The sequence below is a fragment of the Prochlorococcus marinus str. MIT 9313 genome, assembly GCF_000011485.1.
Taxonomy (GTDB): Bacteria; Cyanobacteriota; Cyanobacteriia; order PCC-6307; family Cyanobiaceae; genus Prochlorococcus; species Prochlorococcus marinus_D.
In genome coordinates, this window is sequence record NC_005071.1 from 1,898,282 (window position 1) to 1,922,687 (window position 24,406).

The 24,406-nt window shown below is 49.4% G+C and carries 19 protein-coding genes and 2 tRNA genes; 7 read left to right on the forward strand and 14 right to left on the reverse strand.

All coding sequences use genetic code 11. The annotated features are described in order from the left end of the window. Positions 1-163: 163 nt before the first annotated feature. The 4 genes from AKG35_RS09620 to psbO form a co-directional block, all read right to left on the reverse strand. Positions 164-850, reverse strand: a complete 687-nt coding sequence (locus AKG35_RS09620; RefSeq protein WP_011131164.1) for a bifunctional 4-hydroxy-2-oxoglutarate aldolase/2-dehydro-3-deoxy-phosphogluconate aldolase — start codon at positions 848-850, stop codon at positions 164-166. Continuing rightward, complete coding sequence (gene ftsH3, locus AKG35_RS09625) at positions 834-2,681, reverse strand: ATP-dependent zinc metalloprotease FtsH3 (protein WP_011131165.1); 1,848 nt, start codon at positions 2,679-2,681, stop codon at positions 834-836. Before ftsH3 ends, AKG35_RS09620 begins: the two co-directional genes overlap by 17 nt. 45 nt (positions 2,682-2,726) lie before the next feature. After that, complete coding sequence (gene sat / locus AKG35_RS09630; protein ID WP_011131166.1) at positions 2,727-3,899, reverse strand: sulfate adenylyltransferase; 1,173 nt, start codon at positions 3,897-3,899, stop codon at positions 2,727-2,729. Positions 3,900-4,053: 154 nt separating this feature from the next. Then, positions 4,054-4,893: a photosystem II manganese-stabilizing polypeptide gene (psbO, locus tag AKG35_RS09635; RefSeq protein ID WP_011131167.1), complete on the reverse strand. Its 840-nt coding sequence runs from the start codon at positions 4,891-4,893 to the stop codon at positions 4,054-4,056. Between the two features lie 131 nt (positions 4,894-5,024). On the opposite strand from psbO, the gene AKG35_RS09640 reads away from it, so the two are divergent. After that, the gene (locus tag AKG35_RS09640; protein ID WP_011131168.1) at positions 5,025-5,327 is read left to right on the forward strand and encodes a hypothetical protein; all 303 of its coding nucleotides are present in this window, start codon (positions 5,025-5,027) and stop codon (positions 5,325-5,327) included. Here AKG35_RS09640 and coaBC read toward each other — a convergent pair. Both coaBC and AKG35_RS09650 read right to left on the reverse strand, forming a co-directional pair. Beyond that, on the reverse strand, positions 5,300-6,586 hold the full coding sequence (gene coaBC / locus AKG35_RS09645; RefSeq protein WP_011131169.1) for a bifunctional phosphopantothenoylcysteine decarboxylase/phosphopantothenate--cysteine ligase CoaBC: 1,287 nt from the start codon (positions 6,584-6,586) through the stop codon (positions 5,300-5,302). The two genes, AKG35_RS09640 and coaBC, sit on opposite strands and share 28 nt — an antisense overlap. After that, a complete protein-coding gene (locus AKG35_RS09650; protein WP_011131170.1) occupies positions 6,576-6,815 on the reverse strand; it encodes a protein IsiD in 240 nt (79 codons plus the stop codon). The genes coaBC and AKG35_RS09650 overlap by 11 nt, the downstream gene beginning before the upstream one ends. A gap of 58 nt (positions 6,816-6,873) precedes the next feature. On the opposite strand from AKG35_RS09650, the gene AKG35_RS09655 reads away from it, so the two are divergent. The 4 genes from AKG35_RS09655 to AKG35_RS09670 all read left to right on the forward strand — a co-directional run bounded on the left by AKG35_RS09655 (position 6,874) and on the right by AKG35_RS09670 (position 9,527). Then, positions 6,874-6,946, forward strand: a tRNA-Ala gene (locus tag AKG35_RS09655). Positions 6,947-7,226: 280 nt separating this feature from the next. Further along, positions 7,227-7,427 (forward strand): hypothetical protein, encoded by a 201-nt coding sequence (locus AKG35_RS09660; RefSeq protein ID WP_011131171.1) that lies wholly within the window; start codon positions 7,227-7,229, stop codon positions 7,425-7,427. A 167-nt stretch (positions 7,428-7,594) separates the two neighbouring features. Continuing rightward, the gene (locus AKG35_RS09665) at positions 7,595-7,936 is read left to right on the forward strand and encodes a DUF565 domain-containing protein (RefSeq protein WP_041385211.1); all 342 of its coding nucleotides are present in this window, start codon (positions 7,595-7,597) and stop codon (positions 7,934-7,936) included. 79 nt (positions 7,937-8,015) lie between these two features. After that, positions 8,016-9,527, forward strand: a complete 1,512-nt coding sequence (locus AKG35_RS09670; RefSeq protein ID WP_011131173.1) for an NAD(P)/FAD-dependent oxidoreductase — start codon at positions 8,016-8,018, stop codon at positions 9,525-9,527. On the opposite strand, the gene AKG35_RS09675 is transcribed toward AKG35_RS09670, so the two are convergent. The 6 genes from AKG35_RS09675 to AKG35_RS09705 all read right to left on the reverse strand — a co-directional run bounded on the left by AKG35_RS09675 (position 9,470) and on the right by AKG35_RS09705 (position 20,377). Continuing rightward, positions 9,470-10,516 carry an aspartate carbamoyltransferase catalytic subunit gene (locus AKG35_RS09675; protein ID WP_011131174.1) on the reverse strand — a complete coding sequence of 349 codons (1,047 nt, stop codon included), beginning with the start codon at positions 10,514-10,516 and terminating at the stop codon, positions 9,470-9,472. The genes AKG35_RS09670 and AKG35_RS09675 overlap by 58 nt on opposite strands. After that, positions 10,513-11,151 carry a DNA-3-methyladenine glycosylase gene (locus tag AKG35_RS09680; protein ID WP_041385213.1) on the reverse strand — a complete coding sequence of 213 codons (639 nt, stop codon included), beginning with the start codon at positions 11,149-11,151 and terminating at the stop codon, positions 10,513-10,515. Before AKG35_RS09680 ends, AKG35_RS09675 begins: the two co-directional genes overlap by 4 nt. Positions 11,152-11,400: 249 nt before the next feature. Next, positions 11,401-13,068 (reverse strand): tetratricopeptide repeat protein, encoded by a 1,668-nt coding sequence (locus AKG35_RS09685; protein ID WP_157859873.1) that lies wholly within the window; start codon positions 13,066-13,068, stop codon positions 11,401-11,403. A gap of 447 nt (positions 13,069-13,515) precedes the next feature. Then, entirely contained in the window at positions 13,516-15,591 is a 2,076-nt protein-coding gene (locus AKG35_RS09690) for a tetratricopeptide repeat protein (protein WP_011131177.1), read from the reverse strand. 111 nt (positions 15,592-15,702) lie between these two features. Then, entirely contained in the window at positions 15,703-18,192 is a 2,490-nt protein-coding gene (locus tag AKG35_RS13420; protein WP_011131178.1) for a tetratricopeptide repeat protein, read from the reverse strand. Positions 18,193-19,375: 1,183 nt separating this feature from the next. After that, complete coding sequence (locus tag AKG35_RS09705) at positions 19,376-20,377, reverse strand: DUF481 domain-containing protein (RefSeq protein WP_011131180.1); 1,002 nt, start codon at positions 20,375-20,377, stop codon at positions 19,376-19,378. A gap of 585 nt (positions 20,378-20,962) precedes the next feature. Between AKG35_RS09705 and AKG35_RS09710 the strand changes: the two genes are divergently transcribed. Both AKG35_RS09710 and gatC read left to right on the forward strand, forming a co-directional pair. Further along, on the forward strand, positions 20,963-21,751 hold the full coding sequence (locus AKG35_RS09710; protein WP_011131181.1) for a creatininase family protein: 789 nt from the start codon (positions 20,963-20,965) through the stop codon (positions 21,749-21,751). Then, positions 21,748-22,041, forward strand: coding sequence for an Asp-tRNA(Asn)/Glu-tRNA(Gln) amidotransferase subunit GatC (gatC, locus tag AKG35_RS09715; protein WP_011131182.1), 294 nt, complete (start codon positions 21,748-21,750; stop codon positions 22,039-22,041). Before AKG35_RS09710 ends, gatC begins: the two co-directional genes overlap by 4 nt. On the opposite strand, the gene crtR is transcribed toward gatC, so the two are convergent. Together crtR and AKG35_RS09725 are read right to left on the reverse strand one after the other, a co-directional pair. Continuing rightward, positions 22,042-23,079: a beta-carotene hydroxylase gene (gene crtR / locus AKG35_RS09720; RefSeq protein WP_041384673.1), complete on the reverse strand. Its 1,038-nt coding sequence runs from the start codon at positions 23,077-23,079 to the stop codon at positions 22,042-22,044. Between the two features lie 46 nt (positions 23,080-23,125). After that, a tRNA-Leu gene (locus AKG35_RS09725) sits at positions 23,126-23,207 on the reverse strand. Positions 23,208-24,406 lie beyond the last annotated feature (1,199 nt).

A 24,406-nucleotide genomic window follows, 5' to 3' on the forward strand; every position in this document is an offset into this window, starting at 1 on the left:
AGCTGCACTGACCTTCTTACGGCGACGATTAAAGATCTCCTTCTGAAGCTGTGCGATCAAAGCATCGGCTTTAACGCTTAGCTTGATGGTTAGCTGAGACATTGAAGAATAAATAGCTATCTTATATGTAGCATCTCGATCGAATGTCAACAAATAGTCGAAGTTAAGCTGTCGTTGCTGGAGGCTTCAAATAAGCCTGCAATGCAGGGTCAAGTTGCCCCTGTTGAACCAGCCCACGCCCAAGGGCAACAGCGTCATACCCCGCATTAAGCCAGGGGATGAAGTCTTGAACCGTAAGCCCACCAGCGGCAATCACAAAGGGCAAAGCCTCCATCGGTCCAGCCAACTGACGCCAGTAATCAACCCCCAAAACTGATGCAGGGAACAACTTAACGAGCCGGCATCCACAACGGTAAGCCTGCTGAATCTCAGTGGGAGTGAACACCCCAGGCACAAGGAGCTGATGCATTTCCCGCGCCTTCTGATGAAGGTCGGGATCCCAATATGAAGTCATGGCATAAGCAAGGCCTAGCTCTGCCACAGACTGCAAGGCTTCTGGACAGCTAATAGAGGCTGCTCCCAGGCAGAGCCCTGCAAAGCACTTCTGCACCTCCTTCATCAAAGACATCCAACCAGGATGAGGAGACCAGGCCAGCTCCACATGCCGAACTCCGAGAAGATGCAACTGCTCGAAAACCGCAAACAAAGAAGCTCTAGAGCTAGATCCCTCAAGATCGTCGTGCTCGCTACGCAATACCACAACCAAAGGCTGGGCCCGTAGTGAGGCTATCAAGATCTCTTGCCTATCAAGCCAGAGGCAATCACCAGAGCGCTCAGACGTATTCGGCAACCCTTACATCGCGTCGGATCAACAATTCCTGCAAATCCTGAGCATCAAGTGTTTCCTTCTCTACAAGCAAATCAGCCAACTCATCAAGAACAGAACGATTCTCGATCAATACTTTGGTGGCACGCTTGTAAGCCACATCAACAAGATCAGAGACCTCTGCATCGATAATTGCTGCAGTGTCTTCAGAGAAATCGCGTTCAGAGGCGATGTCACGGCCAAGAAACATCCCTCCCTGAGACCGCCCCAAGGCGACCGGACCAAGCTTGTCGCTCATCCCAAACCTCGTCACCATCTGCCTGGCGACCTGAGCGACCTGTTGAAGGTCATTTGATGCACCAGTGGTCACCTCGTCTTCGCCATAGACGATTTCTTCTGCAACTCGACCACCAAGAGCGACAGCCATCTGGTTCTGCAAATAAGCCCTGGAATAGAGACCCGACTCCATCCTCTCCTCACTCGGGGTGAAGAATGTGAGACCACCCGCCTGACCACGAGGAATGATGGAAATCTTCTGCACCGAGTCGTAATCAGGCATAAGGGCTCCTACCAGGGCATGACCAGACTCGTGATAAGCAACCAGTCGCTTACGCCGTTCACTCATGACACGATCCTTCTTCTCAGGACCAACCATGACTCGCTCAATGGCGTCGCTAATCTCGTCATTGCTTACTTCTGTGAGCTCACGACGCGCTGCGAGGATTGCCGCTTCATTGAGCAAGTTGGCAAGATCAGCCCCTGTGAAGCCTGGTGTGCGCCGCGCCACTTTGTCGAGATCAACATCCTTGGACAGGGTCTTATCGCGGGCATGCACATTGAGGATCTGCAGGCGACCGGTGTAATCAGGGCGCTCCACAACAACCTGTCGATCAAATCGACCAGGGCGCATCAACGCCGAATCGAGCACATCAGGTCGATTGGTGGCCGCCACGATGATGATGCCGGTATTGCCCTCGAAACCATCCATTTCAGTAAGCAGCTGGTTAAGAGTCTGCTCACGTTCATCGTTGCCACCGCCAAGACCAGCCCCCCGCTGCCGACCCACCGCATCAATTTCATCAATGAAAACAATGCAAGGAGCGTTCTTCTTGGCCTGCTCAAATAGGTCCCGGACTCGACTGGCACCAACCCCAACAAACATCTCGACAAACTCCGAGCCTGAGATCGAGAAGAACGGCACCGCCGCTTCACCTGCCACTGCTTTGGCAAGCAGTGTTTTGCCAGTTCCGGGAGGGCCTACAAGCAGAACACCTTTGGGGATTTTTGCGCCAACAGCAGTAAATCGATCAGGGTTTTTGAGAAAGTCAACGACTTCGGTAAGTTCAAGCTTTGCCCCTTCGATCCCAGCAACATCACTAAAGGTGACCTGAGTGGACGGCTCCATCTGAACTCTGGCCTTGCTCTTACCAAAATTCATTGCAGGGTTACCACCGCCACCACCACTCTGAGAACGTCGGAAGAGAAAGAAAAGTCCACCCAATAACAACAAGGGGAATATCAAACTTCCGGCGGCCTGTTGCCAAGCACCTGCCTGACGGGTTGGTTGAACAGCAATATCAACGTTGTGATCCGTTAACAACTTCAAAAGATCCTTGTCAGGGGCAAGGTTGACATCCGCGCGTCGACCATCGCTTTCAACAACCTGAGCGGTGGCCTGGTCTGGGGAGATCAGCACACGACTCACTTGGTTGTCCTGAACTGCTTCAACAAATTCGCTGTAGCGGAGAGTCTCCCGCTCAGTCGTGCCAGGTTTGCCGAGGAAAGCCGTGCCGACCACGACCACCACGACCACCAGAAGAACGTAAAGACCTACGTTGCGCCAGCGTTTATCCAAGATTCTCCTGCCTGTAATGAAAGAATGTTATTCGGGCTAAGGGAATCACGTGGCTCTCAGCACCTCAACCACGCTACGGAAGGCGAACCACTCAGGGATCTCCTCGCCACTTCTCAACATCTTGCGAAACTGCGTACCGCTGAGCTTCTTGACATGTAATCCACGAGCCTCGGCATGCTCAGCAGTGACGTAGCCCTCCTCTTCAGTGAAAACAAGATTCAACGAGGGTACCGTTTCCATTGCCAGCTCTACTGCACATTCCTGTGCAAAGTTCTGCGCGTCGTAAGGGCCATAGAAGTCATCGCCGCTAAGGGAGGACTTACATCCGGCCATGTCACGACCAATGATGAAATGGGTACATCCATAATTGCGGCGAATAATCATGTGTTGCAGGGCTTCGCGCGGACCTGCCATATGCATGGCATAGGGAAGATAGGCCCAGCGAATGCGGGGATTATCTACCTCCGCAGCCAACCGCTCATAGGTCTGAAAACGTACCCCGCCAGGGATATCATCCTCCTGAGTTGGTCCACAGGTGGGATGCACTAGCACAACTGCGTTCTCGCTCACATTGCTGGCATGCAAGGCTCGCGTAAACAACTCGTAGTGAGCACGATGAATAGGATTGCGACACTGAAAGGCAACAACGTCCTCCCCGGCAGGAAGTTCCGCCCGAACCTGAGCAGGGCTCTTGCAAGGGAAAATACGCTTGGGCAACTCCAAACCCTGCAAGGTGCCCCCGAGATAAAAGCGCTTGCGTTCCGTGGCAATCATGCGCACAGCGGGATGTTCTAGAGAGGTGGTGCCATAGCAACCTTTGGCTTCCACAACCTTGTCGGGCTCCCATTTGTCCTCGACTTGGAGAACTGCCAAATCCTGACCCTTGTAACTCAGCAACACCCGATCACCGATCGCTACATCCTCTCGATCGGTATCCATCACGATTGGCAGGCCGAAAAGATAGCCGGAAAGAGTGCGATGGCCTGCAACAACAGCGTCGTAATCACCCTGGTGCATAAAGCCCCGCTCAGGCGAAAAGCCTCCACCGACAAGCAACTCCAGATCGCAAGCATTGCGATCTGAACACTCCAACACATAGTTGGCACTGGCCTTGACAGCTTCTTGCTGATCAGTAGCCACCATCAAATCCACCAGTTTCCCTCCATAGGGGGCGATCACGCCTGGAGACTGGGCAGATGCAGAGGGACTGGCAATCATGACAAGCCTGAGGATGCCGGGAGATTCTCCCAGACGGCTGGTTTTGATCAGCTAAGACCAGACGCAACTAAATCATGGTCAAAAAAAGGGGCCCATAGGCCCCCTTGAAAAATCTTCAGTTGATTGGGATTAGGAACGATGAGAAGTCTTCTAATCAGCCCTTACGGCCATAGAGGACTCCAGAGATCTTGAGATCACGAGCTTCCTTAGAACCCATGTCTGTATCAGCAGTCTGTAATGCGACGAAGGTGCCAGCAAATTCATTAGAGCCAGCGTCAACACTATCGACAGAGAGGGTGATTTGACCCTTGCCATCGATATAGCGCTTGACGTTTTCAGTCTGGAGATCCTTGTCATCACCCCCCAATGCAACGAGGCCTTGGGCATAGTCAACACCTGTAGTCAAAGCGCGACTTTTGGGATCAAGGAAGTTACTGGTGCGATAACTAGGTGTCCTTGTTGTGCCTTTGAACTCAGTACCAACAGAGATTGAAGAACTGTTGGAATCCACCTGCATGTCTTTAGCTGAGAAGACAAAAGGCACTTCCTCACCATTAGGAGCGAGGACGGTAATTAATTGAAAGTCAATACCACCCTTTTCAGCGAAGGCGCCAGAACTAGAAATGTCTCCGAAAACCTGCTCAATAGTGGTGTTATTGGATGGGCTGATGATCTTTGTTTTAGCGAAATCAGCTTTTTTGCGCTTTGTAGGAGCAACCTTCACAAGCACCTCAGTCGGTTGCAAGCAAATGTCGCTGAGAGTATCGCCAGAACCAATGCTGATGGATCCACTTGAACCCGCGGCGATGGTTGGGCAATCGTTTGCTCTACCGGTATTAACGATGTTGCCAAAACGTGCATTAGAGCGTTCATTGCCAACAACGAAATCGCTATCGCCCGCGCCATCTGTGATTGCGGCGGACACACTGCTTGGGGCAGATACAAAGGTGAGACAGAAAGCCAGCACCAGGGCCAGCAAAGGACGAAACAGCATGGGAAGAAGCCGAAAGGCCAGATAACTGCGGGATGAACCGCCCAAAATGATCGTTTGGATCCTACAGGGCACAAATAGGCGTTACGGCTAGCTTCTTCCACCTCTCAACAACCCGTCGCTTACCGAGGTCAGTGACCACCCACAGCGAAGACGCCATAAAAGGCCGTATAGCCCCACTGATAGCTGAACTACGACAGGTGGCCGATGAGCTCAAACAGGCAGAGAGCCTGCTGCCATTACTGCGGGAGATTGAAACGATCCATCTCGATATCCAGGAAGGTCCCTTTCGCCAAAGCTTGCCGGAAGATCTTCAAGACCTTTACACCCTGCTTCAGACCATGAAGAAAAGCGGAGGCTGGCCATATATCCCAAGGCTGCAACTGCGCACTTTCATCGATCTACTTGGTCAAGATGGCGCCGAAATCACGACCTGAACCTCCAAAATGGCATCAAGCAACTGATGCGCCAATGCCAGCTTGGACGTAACAGGTAAAGAACGGATGCTGCCATCGGCAGCAAGCAACCAACCACCATTGAAATCCTCCTCAAAACCCTGACCTGGGCGATCAATCGGATTCGCCATCAGCAGATCACAGCCTTTGCGAAGACGCTTTTCCTCACCAAGCTGCTGAATCTGAGCTTCATTACCAGTTAGTGCAGCAAAACCAAGCAGAACCTGACCAACTGGTCGCCTTAAAACGAGCTCAGCGAGAAGGTCAGGGACTTGCTCCCAGCCCTGAGAAAAAGACTGAAGCAAGCAATCCTTCGAAAGTTTCTCAGTCTGAGCAGGGTTAACCCGACGAACGTCCGCAACCGCCGCCGCCATCGCCACTGCATCTGCTTTGGACTGCAGCTGCGCCAGCATGTTCTGCATCTCATCTGCGCTGGTCACTGGATAGGCCGCCAACCCCTCCAACCAAGCAACAGGTAATTTCAAAGGACCATGCACCAAATCAACCTGTGCTCCGCGTAGCCGAGCTGCCTGCGCCAGCAACACCCCCATGCGGCCGCTGCTGCGATTGATCAACAGCCTGGCTGGATCCAAAACCTCCACTGTCGATCCAGCGGTCACCAACAACCTTCGCCCTTGCCAATCGCGTTGCAGCCTGCCTGTCTCATCAGCCTGCAAAAGCCCACTAACAACAGCCAGCTCAATCAACTTCGGATCGACCATGCGGCCATCCCCGATCCGATCACAGGCCAGCAGCCCAGATTCAGGGGCCAATGGCAGCACTCTTCGATCAGTCTGCAACTCTTGCCAGTTCCTCCTCACGGCAGGGTTGGACCACATGGCAGTGTTCATTGCTGCCGCTGCAAGCACCGGCCGTTCACAGGCCAGCAACAAACTTGCCAGAAGCCCCTCTGCAAGCCCATGTGACCAACGGGCAAGACTCGTTGCACTTAAAGGAGCGACAATGACAAGCTCAGCCCATTCAGCCAGGGCCACATGTAAAGGACGAGGCTCGCTCGAATTCCATTGATCCTCATCCTGGTAGCAGCGATGCCTACTAAGACTGGCAAGAGCAACAGGGCTGACTAGACGAGCAGCACTAGGCGTCACAAGACAGCGCACCTCAGCGCCGGCCTTGATCAGAGCACTCACCAGCAATGGTGTTTTAACAGCCGCGATACTGCCAGTGACTGCTACAAGCAGACGGCGACCCATAAGAGGGCGTGCCGCCTCAATCTTCATCGAAGGGTTCCTGATCGATCAGATGCACGTATGGAGCTGTCAGCTCAGGGCGATGAATCGCCAAAGCCCGCAATAGATGCCAATCGCCCAACCCGGCAAAGGGCGTGGGGTAATCGTCATCTTCAAGACGCCTAGCCAGTACAGCAGTTGCCTCATCATCAAAGGCCTCAAGACGTTCTGGAGTAATCGCACCAGCAATATCAATGGAAAGCACCTTGGAGTTCCGCATGGAGTTTGCTCAATCAAGGAGCAGCTTCATTCTGCCTGGACGCTAGGTTCCTGCCGCTGGGGAATTAGCTCAGTTGGTAGAGCGCTGTGATCGCACCGCAGAGGTCAGGGGTTCGAATCCCCTATTCTCCATTCAGGTCTCAACAAGATCGATTGCTATAGAGAAGCTTGTCAGATGCAAATCCGCTTAGGCAAGTCTTAAGGCCATGGAGTTTCCTCTTCGAAGTATCCGTAAGCACAAACATCAGATCCTGATTGGACTGACAGGTCTTGTCACGATGACCGTGATCACACGTCCTTCAGCCCTACTCACATTTGCCTTAATTGCCCTTGCAGGAAATATGACATGCGGACACCAGCACTCTTTGACAGTCCATGCGTTAAAAGAGAGTGAAGAAGGATCTGGTCCTCAATGTCGCAATCAAAACGTGAACAGGTGGTGAGTCATCTTCGCTACATCCGCCAAGAGCTACGAGAAATGCACCAAGGAGTCATGGAAGATGGCCTTCTCCCCGAAGCAGGTGAGGTGCGTGGAGTCATGGCACAGATGGAGGCTCTGCTTGAGCTGCTCGAAGGCAAGTCATCGCGTAAAGCCAAAGCCGAAGCCAGTTAATCGCCCAGATCACTTGCCAAACTCTGCCTAGAAAGCTTTTTCATTCAAATCCACTAACTATTGGAGAGAATGAAGACACACACTCTATAAGTGTTGCAAAAGGGTCTGGCAGGATTCCAGGCTGGGTGATGGGGTTCAACTCAATCCAGCCCTGCCAGTTTTTACTTATGCCCCAACAACTTCAGTTCACTCGCTTTCAACGCAGTGTTGGTCAAGCAGGAGAGCGCCTGGAATTTTGGGCTGTGAACCCATGGCGGAGAAGCTCATTGTTTGTGATCGTTTTATTAATAACCTTTCTGTTAGGCAGCTCAGTTGGAACGATCAGTGGCGCTTTAGACCTCATGGACCCCATCGGAGCCCTTCTCACTGTAGTGATTTGGGAAATGATGGTGAGATTACGGCGCCAGTGGCCTGCTCCCAAGCGGGCCGTTCTGGCACGTCAATTATTAGACATGGCAAGGATTGGTCTGCTTTACGGCCTGCTCCTAGAAGGCTTCAAGTTGTTGTGATGTTCGTGAGAAACATGACCTCAAAGGGAATTGCCAACATGCTCCATATCCGTCTGGCAAAACCATTATCAGAGGGAGTATGGGCAAAGACCACTTCTTCCTCGAATTAGAGCCACCAGAAGAACGCCTGCGCCGTGCACCCCATGTTGTGATCATTGGTGGTGGGTTTGCAGGAGTGCGTGCTTGCAAAGCTCTCGCCAATACAGAGGTGCGCGTCACTCTGATCGACAAAAGAAATTTCAACCTCTTCCAACCCCTCCTCTACCAAGTCGCTACAGGCCTTGTCTCCAAAGGAGATGTAGCCACCCCCCTGCGCCAATTGATTGGCAGGCAATTCAATGTGCAAGTTCTGCTCGGTGAAGTCACCCAGCTCAATCCGCAAGACAAACAGATCGTTTTCAATAACAAAAGCTTGAGTTACGACTACCTCGTGCTCGCCACCGGCTCTGGCAGCACCTACTTCGGGCATGAGGAATGGCGCAGCTTTGCTCCACCGATGAAAATCCTTGAGCACGCCGAAGAAATCCGGCGTCGACTCCTGATGGCGATGGAACAGGCCGAACAGACACCCGACCCCAACGCCCGTCAATTCCTACAGCGCGTCGTGATTGTGGGTGCAGGGCCCACTGGCTGCGAGATGGCAGGAGCCGTATCTGAGTTAATGCGCAATGCCATGCGCCGTGAATTCAAACAACTCAATCCTGACCAAACCAAGATCTACTTGGTTGATCCTGGCGTAAGGGTGCTGCGCGCCATGCCTGAAATGTTGTCGAAATCAGCCCGCACGACTCTCGAATCACTAGGTGTAGAAATAGTTTTCAAAGGCAGGGTGCAATCCATGCAACCCGGCGAGGTGATGATTAGCACCCCGAATGGTGATCAGTGTATTCAGGCCGCAACCGTGATCTGGACCGCTGGCGTGCGTCCTTCGCACCTGGGCCGCAATTTGGCCGACTCGATCGGTTGTGAACTCGACAAGGGGGGGCGAGTCGTTGTGGAACCAGACTTCTCTGTTGCCGGCCATCCCGAAATCCGAGTCGTTGGAGACCTCTGTTCCTATAGGCACACAACCAATCAGAACCCCCTCCCTGGCATGGCCGGCCCAGCTACGCAAGCAGGCGGATTTGTGGGCAAAGACATCGCTGCATTAGTGAGTGGGTCATCCCGGCCAACATTCAACTGGTTTGATTTCGGCAGCATGGCGGTTCTTGATCGTGTGGCAGCGGTGGCAGATCTGCGTGGCTTCAAATTCTCAGGAGGGATTGGCTGGATGTGCTGGGCTCTTGCCCACTTGGCCTTCATGCCCAACCCGGAGAACCGCATCACGCTGCTTTTTAAGTGGTTAGTCGCCGTGGTGTCTCAACAACGCTCATCGATGCTGCTCACGGGAATGCCCAGCCAGCACATCGACATTGATGCCCCAGATGCTCATTTCCCAATGCAGCCTGGTTTAGGCCCCTCAATCGCAGCACCGGACGCAGCACTACAAGCCGCCATGAAGTACTACAGCACTCAGATCGCAGGCATAGCTCCTCAGCCGATGGCTTCTAAGGAAGGATCTGGGGAAGACTCAAAAGCTGCCATCAAATAAAGCAAGGCCATGCGGATAGGAATGCCATTGCGCACCTGCTCTTCGACAAGACTGATGGAGTGATCATCCAGTAATGATCCACCCAACTCAACCCCTCTGTTCACAGGCCCAGGATGGAGCAGAGGTACAGGCTTCCCGCATAACTTCAGGCGCTCGTGGGTGAGCCCATAATCACGATGAAAGCGGTTTAGATCAGTAAGCAAATGCTGATGCATCCTTTCCTTCTGCAACCTCAAAGTCATCACCGCATCCGCACCAGGCAACGCCTCCTCAAGGGTTCGCACCACCTCCACACAACCACGATGTAGAACAGGGTCATGGGCCTGACCAGGAGGTGGCGCCTCGACAAAAGCGACAAAATCTTGAGGGACCAGGCTCGGCGGACCACACAACACAACATCAGCACCGCAAGCAGTGAGTGCCCAAAGATTGGATCGCGCCACGCGCGAGTGAAGGACATCTCCAACGATCACGATCCTTCGGCCTTGTATGGCTTCAGGCAGAGGGTGATCCGGATCAAAATGATGGGCGAGAGTGTAGAGATCAAGCAATCCCTGGCTGGGATGGCTATGCAACCCATCGCCACCATTGAGCACGGCCGTGCGTTCGCCTGAACGATCTAAAGCACACGCAAGTTGTTCGGGAACACTGGTCGACCCATGACGCACCACCAGCACATCAGCGCCCATTGCGACATAGGTGCGTGCTGTATCAAGCAAAGTCTCTCCCTTGCTGAGGGAACTGCTAGCTGGAGTGAAACTCTGCACATCAGCCGAAAGACGACGGGCCGCCAACTCAAAGCTGCTTCGGGTACGCGTACTGGGCTCAAAAAACAACGTTGCCACCAAACGCCCCTGCAACGCCGGCAACTTGCGTGCACCCGTGACTGGCATGGAGCGGAAGCGATGCGCTAACTCCAGAACAGAGCTGTAATCCTCAAGGGAGAAGCTGGCCAGATCAAGGATGTGACGATGAGACCAGCCGCTCATTGGCCATCACTGGCAACAGGAGCCCAGGCTTGTTGCAAAGGCGGCGTGCGATCTCCCTTGGCACGGCGACTAATACTGCGACAGTTCTTGAGATACCAACGCCAAGGAAGATCCTGTCCTTGAGAGATACCGATCCTGGTTGTGCTCACAATCGTTGGCGTACCGAAGGTAGCCGGCCTAGTTGCCAGCCACACGTCATTCTCTCCTGTAACGGCTGCTCTGTCATGGGAGGGATCCAAACCAAAACGACGCGCCAATAAAGCGGGCCCCGCTGCTACGCGTTCCGGTTCATCCGGAAGTGCAATCGCCCTCAACAAAACACCATTGGCCCATTCGGCACGATCGGTGACCACATTCACGCAGTGGTGAATGCCATAGCTCACATACACATAAAACCGCCCTGGCTCACCAAACAGCGTTTCGTTCTGCGGCGAACGCCTGCGGTAGCCGTGGCAGGCAGGTTCATCCTGGGAATACGCCTCCGTTTCCACAATCACGCCCCAAAGCAAACTTCCATCCTCTTGGCGTTTCGCCAACCTGCAGCCCACCAGCTCAGGTCCCACCACCTCTGCAGGGCGGCAGAAGAAGGATTGAGATAGAGCTGGGAAATCCTTGGCGATGCGGTGGGTGGCTATGGGCGTGGCTGGAACAACAACCTTCTTCGCCCAAGTCTGACAAGGCTGCTTGCAGAAGAGACAATGCAATGAACGAAGCCCTTGCTCTGATGTCAGAAGCGACGGAAACTCATAAGGCGACCTGAGTTGTAGAGGCGTCTTGCATTGACGATGCCCTTCTCCAGTAGCTATCTGTAGCTCCCACCAACAAACAACCTTCAGAGGAGGAAAAATTCGCAGACTTTCCTGGTTTGCGGTTTGGTTTCTGGCTTATGCGTAGCCAGCCTCAGCGGGAATCCAATAGGGATTGACATCAGACTTCTGCATACCCTTATTTATTTTGTCCTGCAGAATCTCAATTGACTTATCGACACACTGATCAATAGACCAGCCGCAATCATGTGGCAGAGGAGTCAACGAAAAAGAGAGCACATGCCTTACACCTTTCTTTGGACTTACCCCTCGATGCAGAACCCTGGAAGGGCAAAACCACACACCTGATCCTGCATGATCTGGAGAGAAAGTGTAATGGTCGGGATCCAACGTGGCAGGATCAAGACCTAGGTCTTTTACCGATCCTTTTACTCGATCAGCATATGACTCACGCTGCCAAATAAAACCCATATAATCTGTTTCCTCTGACAATCTTCTAGATAGAGACGTATCAACAAATTCCGTAGCCCCACCCTCTTCTCGCTGAGAATTAAGGTAAATCATTAATTTTGGGGTCCAAACATTATAATGATTGTCGTAATGCCATGCATCAGAGATAGCCTGATCATCAGGTCCCTTGGCAAAGTAAATACAATTCCATACCAAGTGTGGAAAATCAGTGTGTTTAAATATTTTCCCCAAGACAGAACCTAAGACGCCCTTCTCAGATACCGCACGGATCAACGCTGCACTCATCGCATTGGCACCCTCAAACCCATTTACAAACTCAGCACATAAATCTTCTGGCAATATCTCATCTTCTACCAGATACCCATTTCGATACAAGTGCTTTTCATTTGCCCTATCACCTTCTCCTTTCAAAAACAAAGGAGGAAAAAGTTGAGGCTGAATTTTTCTCACAGTTTCGTATGCAGAAAACGGCGCAGAAGCACCAGAAAGGGCAGTCATCTCCACATCCTCCAAAAGGTTTAATACCCTCCTGTGATACCAGTCAAAAACTAAATCACAGAGAGAAAAAGACAGCAAGGTTGAATCTTCCATTGCATTTACTGTAGAAAGAGCAGAAACGATTTGCCGTGCAGCCTCAAACTCTCCCGCTTCCTTCAATACTAAGCCCAAAGCAAAATACACATCCGCAAAATCTGGCTTCAACTCGATCGCTTTTCGATAACTCGCAATCGCTTCCTCAACCTTTCCCTCTTCCTTCAATACCAAGCCCAAAGCAAAATACGCAGCTTCAAAATCGGGCTTCAAATCGATCGCATTCCGATAACTTGCTTTCGCTTCTGAATACTTTTCTTGCTCCTTAAAAGTATTGCCGAGATTCAACCATGCTCCTGCAAGCCCAGGCTGCATCGAGACAACACGCCTCAAGACAATCTCTGAATACTCAAAGCGCTCAACTTCCTTCAGGCAGATACCCAAGTTATTCAGCGCTTCTGGAGACTCAGCCCTCAAACCAAGTGTCTTCTCATAACAAGAGATTGCCTCATCCCACCTCTCAGAATCTTTAAATACATTTCCAAGGTTGTAGATGGCATCAGGATTATCCGGCTGCAGCGAAATTGCCCTACTTAAGAAGTCAATCCCTTCATCAAATCTCTTCTTCTCACGCTTAATAGAACCACAGAAGTTAAGCGCATAAAAGTTATTAACATCAACAGCAAGCACTTGCTGATAAATCGCTTCTGCCTTATCCAGCTCACCCTGCTTATGCAATGCAACCGCAGCCTGCAGCTGCTGCATGATCTCCTCTTGATTCACCAGGCATTTCCAACTTCATGCCATTTTACGGCCACTTCTTGCCACGCCTCACTACCTGACACCCCTATCCCAATCAATCCAATAAATCCTGCTCCAGATGATTGAGGGAATAAGTCCTTTAATCAGGTATAAAGATCAGGAAACTCTCGACATCCCCTAAGGAGCACGTTTCTAGGTTGCGATCGACATGACTACTAAAGCGGCCTGAGATGCCCTCTGGATCAGGAGAGAGAAGCCTGCTGCACTTACGTATCCCATCCCAGCTCGTCCAGCAAATCCTTCATCACCGAGTAGAAGCGACGGAAACTCATAAGGCGACCTGAGTTGTAGAGGCGTCTTGCATTGACGATGCCCTTCTCCAGTAGCTATCTGTAGCTCCCACCAACAAACAACCTTCAGAGGAGGAAAAATTCGCAGACTTTCCTGGTTTGCGGTTTGGTTTCTGGCTTATGCGTAGCCAGCCTCAGCGGGAATCCAATAGGGATTGACATCAGACTTCTGCATACCCTTATTTATTTTGTCCTGCAGAATCTCAATTGACTTATCGACACACTGATCAATAGACCAGCCGCAATCATGTGGCAGAGGAGTCAACGAAAAAGAGAGCACATGCCTTACACCTTTCTTTGGACTTACCCCTCGATGCAGAACCCTGGAAGGGCAAAACCACACACCTGATCCTGCATGATCTGGAGAGAAAGTGTAATGGTCGGGATCCAACGTGGCAGGATCAAGACCTAGGTCTTTTACCGATCCTTTTACTCGATCAGCATATGACTCACGCTGCCAAATAAGACCCATATAATCTGTTTCCTCTGACAATCTTCTAGATAGAGACGCATCAACAAATTCCGTAGCCCCACCCTCTTCTCGCTGAGAATTAAGGTAAATCATTAATTTTGGGGTCCAAACATTATAATGATTGTCGTAATGCCATGCATCAGAGATAGCCTGATCATCAGGTCCCTTGGCAAAGTAAATACAATTCCATACCAAGTGTGGAAAATCAGTGTGTTTAAATATTTTCCCCAAGACAGAACCTAAGACGCCCTTCTCAGATACCGCACGGATCAACGCTGCACTCATCGCATTGGCACCCTCAAACCCATTTACAAACTCAGCACATAAATCTTCTGGCAATATCTCATCTTCTACCAGATACCCATTTCGATACAAGTGCTTTTCATTTGCCCTATCACCTTCTCCTTTCAAAAACAAAGGAGGAAAATGCCAAGCATCGACTGTTTTAACAACCTCGAAGGCAGAGAATGGCTTAAAGCCATAAAAAAGAGAAGCACTCTCCACTTCCAACGAAAGATTCAATACCTTCCTTTGATGCCAATCCAAAACCAAATTACTGGAGGAGGTAACCAGCAAAGATGATTCCTCAATTACATTCAAATTATAGAGAGCAGAAACGATTTGCCGTGCCTCCTCAACCTCTCCCTCATCATTCAACACTGTGCCCAGATTCAAATAAGCATCCACAAAGTCAGGCTTCAACTCGATCGCCTTCCGATAACTCGCAATCGCTTCCTCGACGTCTCCCTCCTCTTTCAAGATATTGCCTAAATTCAAATACGCATCCGCAAAGTCTGGCTTCAAATCGATCGCTGTCCGATAACTAGCTTTCGCTTCCTCTGCTTCTCCATGATCTTTGAATACATGCCCTAAATTCAAATACGCATCCGCAAAATCTGGCTTCAAATCGATCGCTTTCCGATAACTAGCTTTCGCCTCCTCAAACTCTCCATTCTCTTTCAATACAATCCCTAATCCAAAATACGCAGCTTCAAAATCGGGCCTCAACTCAATCGCATTCCGACAACTTGCGATCGCTTCCTCAACCTTTCCCTCCTTTTTAAGAGCACTTGCAAAGTTGAGGTGCAGCTCTGGAGACTCAGGCGCGAGAAGCAGAGCAAAACGATATTGCTCTAAAGCAGCGTTGTACTCATACTTATCCTCCAACAACTTGCCATAGTTAATTCTTAGATTCACATCTTGAGGGCTTGCTTCTATTGCTTTAGAAAATATCTCTTCAGATTCATCCAGCTTCTCTTCGTCAGCTAAGAGTGCTCCAAGGATGCTTGCCGCACCAGCATGAGCAGCATTGAGTTGCAAAGTATTCCTATACGCCTGCTTGGCCTCTTGGACATTCCCAATCTCCCTTAGAGCATTTCCAAAACAAAACCAAGATTCTGGAATCTGCTGATTCCGCTGCAATGACTGCTGAAAGATACGAGCAGCTTCCTCATGCTGGCCAACCATGACAAGGATATTCCCCAGATTTATAAACGGGATCGGAGTACTATCATCTTCTCGAATAGAAGCCTGTATTAAATCAAAAGCTTGTTGCAGATTTCCACGATCTTTATAAATACAGCCAAGAAGATGCAATGAATTAGGTTCCTTGGGATTCACTGAAAGGATCTGTATACAAATAGCCTCAGCAGCATCAAGATCCTTACTCTGATATGCCTTCACTGCTGCCTGCTGCTGCTGGATGATTTCTTCTGGATTCACCAGGCAGCTCCTGCTTCTTACTATTTTACGACAACTTCATGCCTTGCATCACTTCCTGATGGTCTAGCAACACCTTCAACGACAGATACATCTCTAATGAGAGACAAGAAATCATTGAAATTTCAGAGAGACGGGAATAAAAGATACTGAAGATATATCCGACAAATCAGCATCTCCCACAAATGTCAGGAAGCGACCAATAGACTCTTTTGCAAAATCAACAACAATCCTTCGCTCGTCAAAAACCACTGCCTGCAGAGCATTAATCTGGCAACCATCAATCTCAAACTCCATTACAGGAGAGACGCTGGCTTCGCTTTTCAACGTAATGATGGCACGATCCAAAACAACAGAGGAACCTAGATCGAATGAAATACGAATAATACATTCATTTACATTCGACTGCCATTGCAATAATCCATGCACTGAGAGGCGAGCATAAACAAGTGGAAGCTTATTCTCACGATATACCCCAAAGGCTTGCACGTCTCGAATACACAACTCATCTAACTCGACAGGGTAAGATTTAAGATCCTGATGACGTGACTGAATATTGAGCAGCAACTGAGAAAGAAGGAGAGTTTTAATCTGATCGCTTAAATCACCTTCCTCAGGCAAATGGACATCATCCGTTAACCATTTGCGCCGAGTCTCCAAGAGACCAGGATCCACCAAAAGACGATGCAATGAAAAGAAATATATTCCATACCTTAGGCAACACTCATTAAGACAATCGTTAAAATGTTTTGCCGCAAAGTTTCGATGCTCTTCAAGACCAAAAGAATTAAACTGTGAGCCACTTCCATAAGGACCGCAAACAATAACGGGAAAGCCCTTATTCTTTATTTTAAGTACAAAGTCAAAGTAAGCCTGTGCAGAATTAGTTGCCACTTCCTTGATTGATTTTTGCTGAAGATATGCTTGCTTTACAATATGGGCTCGACAGTCAATTTCCCCAAAACACAGCAAGATTGCACTTGAATCAGAGTCGAGCCCTACAAGCTTCTCCTCGACGCGGCTACCTCCTCCACTGGAAGATTTCTCGCTAGCCAATTTAAACGCAGTAGCAGGACCAACATAATTAACTGAGACGCCTGGAATACCCTTAAAGGCATTAACGTGAGAGTCCCCAAAGGCAACAATCTCAGAAGCTTCTATTATTAACAGAATTTCTTCGATTAGATTGCTTTTTGGATTGACTCCTTCCAATACCTTGTCAGGCACTCTGCCTTCCAATGCTCTAAAAAGCTGGACGTAATCAACCAGATTAAATTCATTAGCCCTCGAGGAGAAGTATTGAATAGCCTCTTCTCTCCTATCAGCCTGAAAAAAGGCATGCCCTATTGATTGACGTGCATTGTAGTGGTTGTCGTCAACATCGAGGCACTGTTTCAAAGCAATCAAAGCACTGTCATGGTCTCCAGAATGACTATTCACTAAAAACAACTGATAATATGCCTCGGAAAAATCAGGCTTCAAATCAATCGCCTTCCGATAACTCGCAATCGCTTGCCCGACATCTCCCTTATCTTTCAAGATATTGCCTAAATTCAAATACGCATCCGCAAAGTCAGGCTTCAACTCGATCGCCTTCCGATAACTCGCAATCGCTTCCTCGACGTCTCCCTCCTCTTTCAAGATATTGCCTAAATTCAAATACGCATCCGCAAAGTCTGGCTTCAAATCGATCGCTGTCCGATAACTAGCTTTCGCTTCCTCAAACTCTCCATTCTCTTTCAAGATGTTTCCTAAGTTCAAATACGCATCCGCAAAATCTGGCTTCAAATCGATCGCTTTCCGATAACTAGCTTTCGCCTCCTCAAACTCTCCATTCTCTTTCAATACAATCCCTAATCCAAAATACGCAGCTTCAAAATCGGGCCTCAACTCAATCGCATTCCGACAACTTGCGATCGCTTCCTCAACCTTTCCCTCCTTTTTAAGAGCACTTGCAAAGTTGAGGTGCAGCTCTGGAGACTCAGGCGCGAGAAGCAGAGCAAAACGATATTGCTCTAAAGCAGCGTTGTACTCATACTTATCCTCCAACAACTTGCCATAGTTAATTCTTAGATTCACATCTTGAGGGCTTGCTTCTATTGCTTTAGAAAATATCTCTTCAGATTCATCCAGCTTCTCTTCGTCAGCTAAGAGTGCTCCAAGGATGCTTGCCGCACCAGCATGAGCAGCATTGAGTTGCAAAGTATTCCTATACGCCTGCTTGGCCTCTTGGACATTCCCAATCTCCCTTAGAGCATTTCCAAAACAAAACCAAGATTCTGGAATCTGCTGATTCCGCTGCAATGACTGCTGAAAGATACGAGCAGCTTCCTCATGCTGGCCAACCATGACAAGGATATTCCCCAGATTTATAAACGGGATCGGAGTACTATCATCTTCTCGAATAGAAGCCTGTATTAAATCAAAAGCTTGTTGCAGATTTCCACGATCTTTATAAATACAGCCAAGAAGATGCAATGCATTAGGTTCCTTGGGATTCACTGAAAGGATCTGTATACAAATAGCCTCAGCAGCATCAAGATCCTTGCTCTGATATGCCTTCACTGCTGCCTGCTGCTGCTGGATGATTTCTTCTGGATTCACCAGGCAGCTCCTGCTTCTTACTATTTTACGACAACTTCATACCTTGCATCACTTCCTGATGGTCTAGCAACACCTTCACCGACAGATACTCCTCCGCAGATGCATAAGGTTTGTGCTACAGGATCTACTTCGCCTGAACCTCTAGTTGTCGATTATTGATCTTCAGTATCGAGGCTTCTTTAGCAAATGACAGCTGATTGCATCAGCTTTTTGTAATACTGTAACAACGCTTGCTTATAGCAACCTGACTTACTCATCTTTGTCTTTTTCATCAGCTCTTCCTCCAGACGATGAAAGCAGGACTTCTCTCTCTGATTAAAAGAGATATTACTTATTGGTGTTTCCATCATTACCTTCCTGTCTAATTAAATGATGTAGCCTTATTGGGATCAGAATCGAGATGGCGAGTAGAAGCAATCTGAGATGACAAGCCAAAGCACATTTAAAAGCTGCTTTTCTTATACCTTGAGCAAGATTTCATCAGACTCGATCCTTAATTTATTTAGGCTCCACACAGTTTCCATAGAGATCATAATCATTCAGGTCCTCTTTCACATCTTTTCAAGACTCTTAGAGAATTTAATTCTCAAAGGTCAGATTCTATGTATAGGAATTTTAGTTTTTGCTATTCAATCAGCAAATATTCCTGACATTCTCAGAATCTCTTACCCTCTACTCTATACAGATGAGTTGGAAGGCTTGACTGAGGGTCAGAAGAATGAGAGTAATGCTGCGTCATGTTGCACTGAGTATAACCCGATTACTTGCTGATTGGTGATGATTCTCCTTCCGTTTCCTACTCAAAGCCACTGCAGTTAAAGGGGCTTTTATTTCTTCAATCACGCCCATAACTCCGCATACAAGCTTCCAATACCTAGTACTATTAACCGCAAACCAGGTGCAATTTTCACTTATCCAGGCACTCAACCCATCCACAAAAAATGCAAGGCACAGCAAATAAAGACTAAGCATATTTTGCCCTACATTTACTCATATTCCCTCAACCAATTCACCAAAGGCTTCTCTCCCTATTGCCATCACGGATGCCATTGGCTCATCTAAATCTCACCGCAACCTGATGCCACTCTTCTGGGATTTTATTGAGCCGAATGTCAAAGGCAAACGGCAGCTGTTGCTGTCCTGGTGCAACTCTCTCCTATCGCTTCTATTTCTTCTGGAAGAATTAAAACTCTGTACCGAGTTTAAAGTTGAACGTATTGTCGATAGCGGGTGAATGAAGAGCACTATAAATTGAACGCGCCACTAAAGACATATAGAATTTAGAGTCTTTTGAAGGGAAAAACTTTAGCGTACCACTCAAATCATTTCCTGCCGCCATGCCATTAACGAATGATCCTGTCAATTGATTTTTAATTGACAGGCGAAATTTATTATTCACATCCCATTCTATAGCAGCCCCGATTGTTCCAGATGGAATGATCTCACCGCAGTATTTTCCCAATGCAATTCCATCCGAAACGTAATCACCTGTGCTGCAACCAGAGCCGCCATCAAACCAGATCAGAGAAGGACCTAAAGAGACTCTTAAAGATAATTTCTTATGGTCTAAAACCTTATAGCCAACACCAACTGAAAAAACATTCGTGTTAACGCCAACATCATTTAGTGCATTGTAAGTGTAATCCGTTGAGGCATATGCACTCCATTTAGTAGAAGATAAAATTCTGTCATAGCGAATAGAGAATGCGCCTTGATTGGTATCAATCGTTGACACACTTTCAGCATCTACACTCTTATCAAAGTCAAAGCTCGCCGAAGCATTCAACTCATGATTCGTTCCCTTAAAACGAGTGGAAGCTGAAATAGCATAACCAAATGACAAATCATCTCCCGTATTCGATCCGTCAATGCCTACGTCAACCGAGCTGAGCCATCGCGATGGAATGGGCTCTAGTTTAATCAAAGAGGCATCAATCTCAATACGGCCAAAATAAGGACTAAGCAGGACTTTGACCTTATTGCTACTTTCTTCTGGCAAGTACTCGCCACTGACCACATCTCCGTTAATCAGTTTAAATGTAAGATTTTCAGCTCGTACATATTGAGGGGCGATCATTGTGCCAATGGCAACAAAAGTACAAACCCTCTTAGCCAGCAAGGATGAAAGATAGGTCAAAGATGGGGCAATAGCACGATCAATACTATAAACGAAAACACCTCTCACGTAAGCCTTCTAAGCCAAAAGACTAGCCCTTATATAGTCAATTAATATGTTCACTGTCAGCCCATAATCTGAGCCCACTCCTGCAGCGATCTGAATTAGATTCAGAAGAATTGTCCTTAAATATTCAACTAAAATCACAAGCAACAGGCCACAGCATGGCAAATAAACCTGGAACAAACCATTCCAATCAAGAACTCATGCATCACCATTGCAAGAGAGGCCCCCTTGGTCAAAGTGAACCAATGAGGGCAAACGCTCTTGAGCCATCAACTAACGAAAGACTCCATAACTTCACAATCTGCGGTGAAAGCTCTGATTCCCTCTCTTACCGTTGATTAACATCGCCAACACCTTCCTCTAAAGCTTGAATCTCTGATCGATCCGTTTCCTTGAACAACTAAGCCAAGATTTTTACGCCCTACAGGCAGCTTGAAAAGCATCAGCAACTAAAGCGTTCTCTGATTGAGCTACACATTTTTTTGCTTGGCCGCCATGCTGTTGTTCAGAACCCATGTTCTGCAACAACAAAGCCATTGGTTCAACAGCAGCACCCAATAATCCCTCGTCAAAGCATCCCTCCCCATCATGTCCTCCACCCTGCCCAGCGCCGTCAGCAGCGTCAACGCCATTCGCCTAGCCCTGCGTAGCTGGCCAGAAGTGGACGACTATCTGAACCATTGCAAAGGCGTGATCCTGCCACTTGGCTCCACCGAACAACATGGACCCACTGGCGCAATTGGCACCGATGCACTCACCGCTGAAGCATTAGCTCTTGAAGTCGGCCGTCGCACAGGGGTGCTTGTCACACCGACCCAAGCCTTCGGGATGGCTGAACACCATCTTGGTTTCGCCGGAACGATGAGCTTAAAACCCGCCACTTTGCTCGCATTGATCCACGATCTCGTGATATCCCTTGCCAACCATGGCTTCGAGCGGATCTTTGTGATCAACGGGCATGGCGGCAATGTCGCCACCACTAAAGCCGCCTTTGCCCAGGCCTACAGCAGCGCCATCAGCAACGACCTGCCCGTAGCATCCAAACTGAGATGCAAACTGGCCAACTGGTTTATGGCGGGCTCTGTCTTTCACGCAGCCAGAGAGTTATATGGCGACCAAGAAGGCCAGCACGCCACTCCCAGCGAAATTGCTCTCACCTTGCACATAGAACCCAGTCTGCTAAGCAAACAGCGGCCTCTACCGGAGCCAGCCCCTGCAGGACCGATCCACGGCCCGGAGGATTTCCGCCGACGGCATCCGGATGGCCGCATGGGCTCAAACCCCTATCTCGCTAAGCCAGAGCATGGTGCCTCATTACTAGAGACAGCGGCTACCGCGTTGAGCGAAGATCTAACAAGCTTCCTTACCGCAGCATGAGCAAGATCACCGCCAAAGACGTACGCAAAGTGGCCCAGCTAGCTCGCCTAGACCTGCCAGATGATCAAATCGCGACCTATACAGAGCAGCTAGAGAGAATCCTTGCTTACGTGGCCCAGCTTGAAGAAATTGATACCACGAACGTAAAACCCACCACGCGAGCAGTAGAAGTGGTGAATGTGACGCGTACTGACGAGGTCTCTGAGACACCAGTACGCGAAGAACTTCTAAATCTTGCCCCTCAACGGGAAGGCGACTTCTTCAGAGTGCCAAAAATTTTGGCCGAATAATCAACGTTTCTTGGGTTCTGGCAAGACAGCAGTGCGATGCAACAAACCAATCCAACGTCGCCGCCAGCGGCGGCTGGGAATCAATTTGGCTAGTGGACGCATCTTGCTACGACGTGTTGTATGGCTACGGACACCCAAAACAATGTCATAGAGAAAATTAAATCCATCGGATCTGCTTTCAAAAAATCCGAGTCGCTGAGGTGATCCCCTGGCATCCAATAGAGGTTTTGTTGCTTCGTAGGCCGGCTTATACTCAAACCAGGGAATAGAAGGCCATAAATGATGAACAAGATGATAATTCTGACCCATAATTAACCAATTCATCATCCTGCTTGGATACACTCTGGCGTTATGCCAACGGTCTCTTGCAGTAAAGGGACGATGGGGTAAATAGTCAAAGAAAAGGCCCAGGGTGACCCCAACCATTAAGGCAGGGCCAAACCAACAATTATAAACAAAATTCATGAAGTCAAAATGAAGACCAGCGATCACAATGGAAACAAACAAACCGCGCTCAAGCCCCCACTGCATCAGCTCAAAGCGACGCCATAAGCGTCGTTGAAAGAAGAAATATTCATGATAGAAAAACCGCGGCGCAATCAACCAAAGCGGGCCAAAAGTGCTGACAATGTGATCCGGATCATTGTTGGGGTCATTCACATGTGAGTGATGCTGAAGGTGCACTCTTGTGAACACAGGAAAACTAAAGCCCAGCAAAATTGCTGAACCATGACCCATGAACTGATTAATCCAAGGATTCGGATGAGCCGCCTTATGACAAGCGTCATGGATCACAGTGCCTTCCATATGCAAGGCGAAAAACGCCAATGCCACCAGAACTTGCAAAGGCCAATCACCAAAACACCACTGCCAAATCGTTAGAGCCGCCAAGCCATAACCACCCAAAAACAATCCCACCGTGGGATTCCAAGGGGAAGGCGGATCAAGGTACTCCTTCGGCACCGTTAGCTGTTGAGAGGCCGACTTGGAGCTGGCTTCAGCCTCAACAGGATCCGGGTTGGAGAGTACCTGAGTCATCAAATGGAAACATAACCCCTGATCAAACCAGGGGCTTTAAAAAGGATGCCCACCGGGGGACTTGAACCCCCACGACCTAAGCCACTGGTACCTAAAACCAGCGCGTCTACCAATTCCGCCAGATGGGCACGTACTGAACTCTAAACACCACTCCAGAATGGGCCTACACCGTTGTGCCAAAGATGCTGGCCACCCTCCTCGGGGAGTTCTCTCTCCTGTTCGGCCTGGCAGTACTCCTGCTACCGCTGCTTGCCACTGAACTCAGTCGCCCCCGTGACGGGCTGTGGGGAGTTGTGGTGCTCATGCTGGGGCTTGGGCTGATCACCAGCAGCGGTCGCTTGCAGGGCCCCCCAATGCTGGCAGTGATCTGTGGCGCACTACTCGTGAGCAGGCTCGGGGTGGAAGTCGCCCAAAACCGCTGGCAGCAACTAAGTTCGGATGATCAGCAAGGGCTGATTTCTCGGGAACGATGGACCACCAGCCTCAAGCAACTAGGCGCCTCTATCGCAAACCTGAGCAGCACCCTCAAAGGATTGATGGAACGGCTGCGGCCAAAACCCAACGCAGACCAAGACTCAGCTTTGTCCAACGAGATCACATCAGCGGAGGGATCTGAACCCAGCCCTGAATCAGGAGGAAGCCCTGAACCTCTCACCACTGAGAGTTTCAAAGAACTGTTTGCCTCACTGGCAAGCATCGGTGACAGGCTCAACGGGTTGATCGAACGGGTGCGGCCAAAAGCAAACTCAAGCAAGAAAAAATGGGTGCGGCCTGAACCAACCGCCGACCAAGACGCAGCACGAGCTGTTGAGCAACAGCCATCTACAAGCCAACCTTCATCAGCAAATCAACAAGCCGCCAACACTCCCCCAGCGGTGTCAACCGAGGCGGCAGCAGCCGATCAAGCAAAAACCAACTCTGAGCCTAAAGAAAGTTCTACGGCTCAAACCAATACCAGCCTCAAGACATCGGTAGCCCCCAATCAGACCGCTGAGCAACGATCAGAAGATCAGCAACCCGCTAAGAGCAACCAAACTATTGACGTTGGCAAAACTGACTCCCCTAAGGACTCAACACACCCTGAAGCAAAGGTTCAAGAACGCCCAGAGCCGAAAGCAAGCCAGCAGCAGACTTCAACGCCACAGCAAACGTTTGACCAACAGCCAACTGAGACTCAACAGCCATCTCAAGCCCAACAGCCCAAAGACATCCTTAAGGTGGCTCCCGCCAAGGCCCCAAGAGATAGCGAGCCATACACAACTTCAGACACTAAAGACATTCAAGAGACACCAGCGGTAAAAACTGAATCGACACAGCCTTCCATTGA